Annotated in this window: 7 protein-coding genes; 2 read left to right on the top strand and 5 right to left on the bottom strand. The window is 39.8% G+C overall.

From position 1 onward, the window contains the following. Positions 1-77: 77 nt before the first annotated feature. Positions 78-587, top strand: a complete 510-nt coding sequence (locus E1140_RS03770; protein ID WP_155179185.1) for a hypothetical protein — start codon at positions 78-80, stop codon at positions 585-587. A gap of 4 nt (positions 588-591) precedes the next feature. Here the strand turns inward: E1140_RS03770 and E1140_RS03765 are convergent, their stop codons facing one another. Next, a complete protein-coding gene (locus E1140_RS03765) occupies positions 592-990 on the bottom strand; it encodes a hypothetical protein (RefSeq protein WP_155179183.1) in 399 nt (132 codons plus the stop codon). Between the two features lie 62 nt (positions 991-1,052). Then, entirely contained in the window at positions 1,053-1,466 is a 414-nt protein-coding gene (locus E1140_RS03760; protein WP_155179181.1) for a DUF3995 domain-containing protein, read from the bottom strand. A 132-nt stretch (positions 1,467-1,598) separates the two neighbouring features. Here E1140_RS03760 and E1140_RS03755 point away from each other — a divergent pair, with 132 nt between their 5' ends. Continuing rightward, positions 1,599-4,094, top strand: a complete 2,496-nt coding sequence (locus E1140_RS03755; RefSeq protein ID WP_155179179.1) for an ABC transporter permease — start codon at positions 1,599-1,601, stop codon at positions 4,092-4,094. Positions 4,095-4,157: 63 nt separating this feature from the next. Here E1140_RS03755 and E1140_RS03750 read toward each other — a convergent pair whose 3' ends face one another. The 3 genes from E1140_RS03750 to E1140_RS21360 form a co-directional block, all read right to left on the bottom strand. Beyond that, positions 4,158-7,544 carry an amidohydrolase family protein gene (locus E1140_RS03750; RefSeq protein ID WP_155179177.1) on the bottom strand — a complete coding sequence of 1,129 codons (3,387 nt, stop codon included), beginning with the start codon at positions 7,542-7,544 and terminating at the stop codon, positions 4,158-4,160. 162 nt (positions 7,545-7,706) lie between these two features. Beyond that, a complete protein-coding gene (locus E1140_RS03745; RefSeq protein ID WP_155179175.1) occupies positions 7,707-8,588 on the bottom strand; it encodes a cation diffusion facilitator family transporter in 882 nt (293 codons plus the stop codon). Between the two features lie 130 nt (positions 8,589-8,718). Further along, positions 8,719-8,939 (bottom strand): cupredoxin domain-containing protein (locus tag E1140_RS21360; RefSeq protein ID WP_221412624.1); only part of this gene is annotated, 221 nt, incomplete at its 5' end.

Here is an 8,939-nt window from a genome sequence, read left to right as displayed (position 1 = left end):
AAATTGTCAAGGCAATGGAAGGGCTGGGTTAGTTTTTATTTGTGTCTTAGTACTTTAAATTATAAATAATTAATTCAATGACTTTCACTGAATTAATTATTTTCGCAAATTCATCCTTATGGCAAGTTAGAATTGAAATGATAGAATTCAGTTCTATTAGTCTTGATTTTTTTATGCTAAAGTTTGCTGAATTTTATAATCCATTTGATCAGGTACTTGTAACCAAGTTTAGTTCCGTAGCTGTTACCGATGATCATATGGATCAATATCTGATTGAGCTATTTGAGAATATCAATAATGCTGAAAAGCCGTTTGTGTTAATTAGTGATGTTTCAGAATCATCTAGTTTAAGTTCTTCTCATAGAGTCAGGATAGCAAATTTTATAAAGGAGAATTCTGAATTGCTAAAATCCAAAGTAATTTGCCTCATTTATGTAATGCCTACTCCGCTATTGCAATTTATACTGAATGCTATTTTTGTTGTTAATAGACCTCCAGTCAAATACAAGGTTTGTAACCGTTATCATGAAGCTTTAAATATTGCTACTGAGCAGATAGAGGTATTTAATCAGGCCGAAATTTTGTAAAGATCTAGTCTATAAACACACATTGATTTTCTGGTGCTTTCCAAATAACAAAACTGTCAGATATTTCATCTGGATGGATAGCTCCCTGATCATAACCGAGATGACCTAAAGTCTCACCAGCACAGTTTTTTACTGGAACTATAGTTGCACAATTAGGACAACAGTTTTCAAAAAGAAAGACTACTTCACCTTCATATATGGCCTGAGAAACATAGAAATACTTATTGTAGAGTTCACCCTGATTTTCTACTTCTTCATCAAACCAACTTAAATCTTCAACATCGCCACAAACATTCTCTATTCCGCAAACTATTATTTCTTCTTTGCTACATTTCGAAAGTAGCAATATAATAACTGTACCTATAAATAGAATACCCAGATTAGTTAGAATACGATTTTTCATGGTTTTACTTTTGTTCTGCTATTAAGACACCATGTACTTCCAAATGGTTGGAATTGAATTTTTTATACAATTGCCACAATAAATCCCAGGCCAGCCAATAGCACGCAGAGTGGGGAGAAATAGGTAGTATCAAGCTGCGCAAAGTGAGTTGTTCTTACACTTTTGAAGAAGCCAACATATCTAAAGTCACCTATTGACCTTAAAAGGAATACTGAAGGCACTAGCCATTTTACAAAACCCGCTAGATTAGGTATTTCTACATCCGCCAATGGTAGAAAATAGAATAGTGAAAATATTAATAATCCTGAGCCGACTACAATACATGAAAATAGACTTGTCTTCAACATTTTTTTTCCTTCTAAGTTGGTAGGCACAGAATTATCCAGCCCCCATTTGCCTCCTGTTGCCCAATAGAAATGTAGCACTGACAAGACAAGGAATATCAGACTGAGTAGCAATCGCGCAAAAAATATCATAGCAATTTGATTTTGAATGAAATTACCCTATTCATTCAATAAAGTACAATTCTGTGACAACTTGTTACAAAATATTCATACTTAACTTGCTACTAATCACTACCTTGCCAACGTCAAAAACAACAACACATCATGCTAAAAAATTACTTCACCGTTGCACTTCGCGCATTCGCTAAGCAAAAGGTATATGCTGTAATTAATATTCTTGGCCTGTCGGTAGGTCTTGCTGCAGCACTTTTAATATTTCTTTACCTCCATAGTGAACTTACCTATGATCGTCAGTTTGAAAGATCGGAGGATACTTATATTCTCGGGGTCAAATTTATTGATAAGGAAGGGAATCAATACCCCAACACCTATGTGCCAGGAGGCTGGACTACCTACATGAAGGAAAATCTGGAGTCTGTAACAGGTGGCATTAGAACCATGTGGATGGGTATGCCCGCCAGTATTCACTATGTGCCAGATGATAGAATGATCATGACGGAAGATATTTTGTGGGTGCAATCCAACTTTCATGAGTTTATGTATTTTCCAGTGATCACTGGAAATAAGGAGAAGGCGCTTGAAAATCCGACAGGCATGGCCATAAGCCAGTCATCAGCCCGTGATTTATTTGGTGATGAAGACCCCATCGGCAAACAGGTGACTTTGAGACATAGCTTTGCTACCAATAACCAACCGTTGGAATTGACCGTGTCAGCGGTTTATGAAGACTATCCGCAGAACATCCACATCAGACCAAAATATATTGTCAACTACTATGCCCTGAGGCCTTTCCAACAATTTCCTCCGGGGGTAACTTTCGAACAATATGAAGAGCACATGTATAATGGTGGTTATCAAAGTTATATTCTCACCAAGCCCGATACTGATGAAGAGACCTTATTGGCAGGAATGAATACTATGATTGATCAGGTTTTTGCTGACAATCCAAATTTGGCTGAGGAGTTTGAAGGTACCGTGGAGCCTGTTGTAAGAAATGTGCAGGACATCCATTTTGATAAGGAATATGCCTGGGTAACGGAAGGTGGAGGTGATATTACTTATATCTACACTTTTGCTTCCATTGCGCTGCTGATTATAATTATTGCTTGCATCAATTATATGAACCTGGCAACGGCAAGGTCAGCTAAGCGCTCCAAGGAAGTAGGATTGAGAAAGTCATTAGGCGGGGAGCGTCAACAGCTGGTAGGTCAGTTTATGATGGAGTCTTTTCTCATGGTGTTTCTGTCATTTCTTATTGCGCTGCTGTTAGTGGTTGTTATTCTGCCTGAATTTAATGAGCTGGCAAGTACATCCATTCCTTACTCAGCTCTATTTAGCACAGGTATTTTATTGAGTATGTTTGGACTATTGCTTTTTGTGGCTTTCATGTCTGGTATATATCCAGCTTTGTTTTTGTCAGCCATGAATACAATAGACACGCTGAAAGGGAAATTCACATTTAGTAAAGGCTCAAATATTCTAAGAAAGTCATTGATCGGTTTTCAGTTTGTAATTGCCATTATTCTGTTGATTTCCACTGTGATTGCTGTAAACCAAATGAGCATGATGCAGAGCAGCAAGCTGAATGAGGCTGGCGATCAGATCTTGTCAATAAGACATGGTGGTACGGCAGATTATAATAAATATGCCACTTTTAAGAATATGCTTAAGCAGGACCCAGACCTACAGTATGTCACTTTTGGTAATCACCTTCCAAGGCTAGACTTCTTTGGACCACTGGGTGTGCCTTATAAATTCCCTGATGTTACAGATGAAGAATATGAGTGGAACACCTTTAATGTAGATTATGACTTTATAAAAACCTATGGGTTGGAATTGATAGAAGGTAGAGACTTCCAAATTGGAAACACCTCCGATTCACTGTCCATAGTGATCAATGAAAAGGCATGTGTGGCACTTGGCAAAACTCCGGCAGAAATGGTGGGCACTGCCATGTCTTACCCCAAAGTAAATGGCTATTTTAACTATGACTATGAGCAACCACAAACCGGTCAGGTAGTAGGTGTGGTAAAGGATTTTCCTTACCAGTCGGCCTATCAGGCCATTGATCCTTTGGTGATAAGCCCGAGACCTCATGCCATAGACAGAATTCTCTATGTAAAACTGCCTGAAGGCAAATTTCAGGAGAAAATAGCTCTGATAGAAAAAGTGTGGAAACAGGTATATCCTGGAGTTGGGTTGGACTATTGGTTTGTGAATGATGAATTTGAAAGAATGTATGTGCTAGAGAGGCGTGTTTCTTCATTGGCTACCAACTTTGCGGGACTGGCAATATTTATCACTTGCGTGGGACTGTTTGGTTTGGCTTCTTTTACCACCGAGCAGAAAACCAAGGAGATAGGCATAAGAAAAGCTTTGGGTGCCAGCAACTTTCAGATATTATTTTTACTGCTTAGACTATTCCTCCAAATACTGATTGTTGCGGCCCTGATAGCTGTTCCGGTTTCGTATTTCTTATCAGAATGGTGGCTGCAGAACTTCGTTTACCAAACCGCGATGAGTTGGACATTATTTGTAGGTAGTATTTTGGCCATTACGCTATTGACGGTGATAACAGTAAGCTTTGAAAGCTTAAAAGCTTCCTTGTCTGATCCGGTGAAGGCGTTGAGGTATGAGTAGAAGAGGAAATATAAAAAAGCCCGCTAATTCTAGCGGGCTTCTCTTTATCACTTTTAATAGATTTTATTCTTTGACACCAGGTACATTTTCTGGTGCATCTTGATGCCACTCAAACTCAGGTGCTTTTTTCTGTCTTGGGTAAACCTCATCTAAATTTTTAGCATTGTACAGCCTTCCGTTCTTCATCACCATATTTACCGTGTTGGTGTTCCTGAAATTCTCCAATGGATTTTTATCCAAAATCACTAAGTCAGCCAACTTGCCTGCTTCAATGCTACCCAAATCTTTCTCCAGACCAATAGCCTCGGCACCAAGTATGGTGGCTACTTTCAAAGCATTCAATTCTGACAGTCCACCAGACTGCACACTCCAAAGCTCCCAATGATAACCAAGGCCTTGCAGCTGTCCGTGAGAACCAACACCGGCTATACCACCATCTTTTACCAGCTCATTTACAAACTTGGCGTGGTCATCAAACACATACTCTTCGCGCATAAACCAGCCAGAGTTTCTTCTTCTTGACTTAGCATCCAGCTCTGACTTAGGCGTGTAGAAGTTGATCTTAGGATCACCCTGCACATCTTCAGTGGCGTAGTAGTAGTTCTCAGCCCATGGCCCACCATAAGACACCAATAGGGTAGGCGTATAGGCTGTTTTAGACTCAGAAACCATTTTTAAGAAATCATCATACAACGGATAGATTGGGAAGCTGTGCTCATGACCAGGATACCCATCTAAGATTTGAGTGATGTTCAATTTAAAGTCCAATCCACCTTCAGTAGTTGGCATCAAACCTTGCTCTTTAGCAGCCATGATGATCCACTGTCTGTGCTGACGATTACCTGTCAAATACATTTTAATGGTCTTGGTGTTGTAGTATTCAGAGTATTGCTTCAAGATCTCTCTTGCTTGCTCCAAGCTTTTGATATTGTATGCCCAATAGCCTACACCAGGACCAGTCGAATAAACTCTTGGTCCGTAGATCATACCAGCATCCACCATGTCAGCATAAGTCAATACGTCTGTAGTAGCAGTTTGAGGGTCGCGTGTAGTGGTAACTCCATAAGCTAAATTAGCAGCATAAACCCACACCTGATTTTTGTGAACTCCCCAAGCCGGCCACATGTGAGCATGAGTATCAACAAAGCCAGGAGTTATTGTCTTACCAGACATGTCCATCACTTTTACTTTGCTATCTACAGAGATGCTACCAGTAGCACCAACCTGCTTGATTCTGTTATTCTCAATAAAAATATCGCCATTTTCGATAACCTCATCACCCTTCATGGTAATGATTCTCGCATTTTTGAGCAGCACGGTTCCTTCAGGAATATCTCTTTTTACTTCTACCTTAATGCGGATTTCTTCTGGCTTGTAGCCTTCATCTTCCTTGTCTTTTTTGTCATCATCCTTTTTCTCCTCGTCCTTGCCTTCTTCTTTTTTCTTCTCAGCTTCCTTCTTTTTGGCAGCTAGTTCTTCCTCTTTGGCTTCAGCTGCTTCAAGGTCATAGGTCACAAAAGCATTACCGATAGTCCAGTACACTTTTTTAGCATCGTTGCCCCAGCTTGCAAATTGACCACCAATTTTGGTCAACTTTCTGGCAGGGAAAGCTGCGCTGTTAGCATCAGCAACATTAATGGTAATAGTCTCTCCACCTACATAAGGTACAGTGATGGTATAAATCTCATTATTGATCTGTGCTAATGCCTGATCACCTTCAGGTGCCATCATAATTACATCCGCATTTGAAGGTTTTTTCTGCGGCTCTGTAACAGTTTCCGGCAAGCTGTGGTGGTCTATAATGTCTCTGGTCGAACCATAGGTGGTAATACCAGTAATTTTAATAATTGACTTCTCATCAGTACCATCCCATCTGATAGAGACAAGACCTTCTCGTCCGTAAAGGAAGATTCTGTCTTTACCTTTAACAAAATGTGGAGTTGATCGGCCTTTAGATTTTTCGATCAATGTAGGTGTTCCTCCATTGGCCGAAATCCACATTAACTCATCCTGAGTGCCGAAAGTGAATGGGCCATCACCATCTTTATAAGTTTGTTTAGTGCCACGCATGAATACGATTCTGTCGTTAGTATAACTCCAAACAGGCTCAGTGTAGACTGCAGCTGTTGAAGTTAATTTAACAGGCTTAGCCTTACCTTTGGTATTTACTTTATAGATATAACCACCGTCCGAATCATTCCACGTGACGAAGGCTAAATAAGCTCCATCAGGACTCCACGTAGGCATAGCTTCAGTAAAATCAAAGTCTGTCACTCTTTTAGGCTTTCCGTCAGGTAAGTCCATTAGATACAATCTGTTTAGTGCTGTGAAGGCAATTTGCTTACCATCAGGAGATACTTTTGAATCTCTGATTTGAGTCACTGTCATCATCGGGTCATCACTGATGGGGTAGTTGAATTTCAACCTTGGCCCTAACTCAAGATCCACATCTACTTTGAAGGGAATGTTTACAGCATCTCCACCAGCGATAGGCAAGCTGTAGATTTTACCTCCATAAGAGGCAATTAGGTTTTTACTGTCAGGTGTGAATGACATTGCTGGCAAAACACCTAATGGAGCGATTGACTCCTGCTCATCTCTTTGCACAGGATAAGCCAACCATCTCTCATCACCCGTTTTAAGGTTTCTGGCCATTAATCCAGTTTCGTCATTCCATCGACTACCATATACTAACCAGTTGCCGTCAGGCGATAAAGTAGGGGCAAAGGCAGATCCGTATCTTGAAGTTTGTCTTGCTATATCACCAGTTTCACGGTCATAAGTTGAGATCTGATATTGCGGAAAGCTGGCATTATATTGCCATGCATTGTTTCTATTTGAGAACCAGATATAGCGGCCATTGTTACCAAAGGCAGGCTCTACAGTTTTAAGGTTATCTGGCTTTTTGATCAGCTGCGCGCCAGACCCACCGTCTTTATGGTATAGGTATAACTTTAAGTTTCTGGTACCTTTACTTACCACAATGTATTCTCCATCAGGGGTCCACTCTGCAGACTGCATGTTATGGGTATTTCCTTTTGTAATCTGGGTGAATTCTTTGGTTTCCAGATCCATTCTCCAGGCATTGTCACCACCACTACGGTCTGAAACAAATAGCAAAGACTTACCATCAGGTGAGAATTTAGGATGCGTATCTAGCGCTAATCCATCCGTAATTCTTTCGGCATCGCCACCTGTTATAGGCATTGTGTAAAGGTCACCAAGCATAGCGAAGGCAATGGTTTTGCCATCAGGACTTACGTCTAATGATAACCAGGTGCCGTTATCTGTATTAATATGAATTTTTCGCTCCGCTTCTAAAGGCAGGTCTTTTTTTTCTTTCTTCTCTGTTTTTGTGGAGTCAACTTTAACCTCGGTGCTATCAGATTGAGCCTGAAGGTTATAAAAGACACACAAACAAAGTAGTAAACTCAGTAGTGTGGTTTTCATAAATATTTGGTTTGTGTTTAATAAGTTTTAGGGTCTGTGCAGCTATTTGCACAAAAAGTGAAGACCAAAATACAATGATAGACTTACGTATTTAGTGGTTTTTTTATTTGAGGTTATCAGCGATTATAAATGGCGTGTTTGGTTGACAATCAATACGTTAAACTAATGATTATGTGGCTCAACATGGATTAAGATATCTGCGATCTCGGGAAACTCCTGCTGCAAAACATTTTTTGTGTCGTGTGCAATATCATGGCCTTTTTTTACGGTAATGGAGCCATCAACAATCAGGTGAAGATCAACATGAAAGGTCATGCCGGTTTTGCGAATAAAGCACTTTTCAGTATCTACGACACCTTCCACCTTTTGGGCTTCTTCACGAATTTGTTCTACCAGATCATCATAAAGATGCTCGTCCATAATCTCGCCTAGCGCAGGCCTGAAAATCAAATAGGCATTATAAATAATAAAACCTGAAGCTAACAGTGCTGCCCAATCATCAGCTGTTTCATAGCCGGGGCCCATGAAGATGGCAATGGAAATACCGATAAAGGCCATGAGCGATGTGATAGCATCACTTCTATGGTGCCATGCATCTGCTTTTAAAGCTGAGGATTTCGTTTGGTCGCTTTTCTTATTAACAATTCTGTAAAATATCTCTTTAATAAGCACAATTGCACCAAGCACAATCAAGGTGTAGGATTCAGGTATTTTATGTGGCGTTTGAATATGAACAATACTCTCATAGGCAATGACAGTAGCTGCAACCACAAGAAAACCTACAACAGCAAAAGTGATTAGGGGTTCTGCTTTCCCATGTCCATAGGGATGGTTTTCATCAGGAGGTTTGGTGCTGTAACGTAATCCAACCAAAACCAATATGGAGGAAAAAATGTCGGTAGTAGATTCTATGGCATCGGCAATAAGGGCGTATGAATTGCCCAAAACTCCAACGGTCCCCTTTGTTATAGCTAGTAGGGTATTGCCTGCTATGCTTAGGTAAGTGGTTTTTATAGCATTTTCTTTATTGCTGCTTTCCGACATTCAAACTTTTATTGAGCATCGAATTTAGTTAATTATTTAATAAGGCATAAATCAAAAAAAAGTCACCCCTTTGCGAAAAATCCGATTAGAGGTGACTTAAAAGAAAACAGATTATAAATTATTAACTGTATTATTTTACAATTAGTGTGTAGAGTGGTGTTGGATTTAAAGGGCAGAAATAAACATATTCTCCTTTTTCGAGTGTCACGGTTTTAGAAGTTGAGGTCTCGCCATTTTTTATGGTTTTGGCCAAATATGCTTCCGGAATATGATCCTTTTGCTCAGTCTTACCCTTAGGTGCTATTACAAAACCAACTTCGTGATCTACACCTTCATTTTCTACTTCAAACA

Origin of the sequence: Fulvivirga lutimaris, from assembly GCF_009711525.1 — a bacterium.
In the GTDB taxonomy this organism is placed as follows: Bacteria; Bacteroidota; Bacteroidia; order Cytophagales; family Cyclobacteriaceae; genus Fulvivirga; species Fulvivirga lutimaris.
Note: the sequence above shows the minus strand (reverse complement) of the source record. Positions and strands in the feature narration are given on the sequence as shown.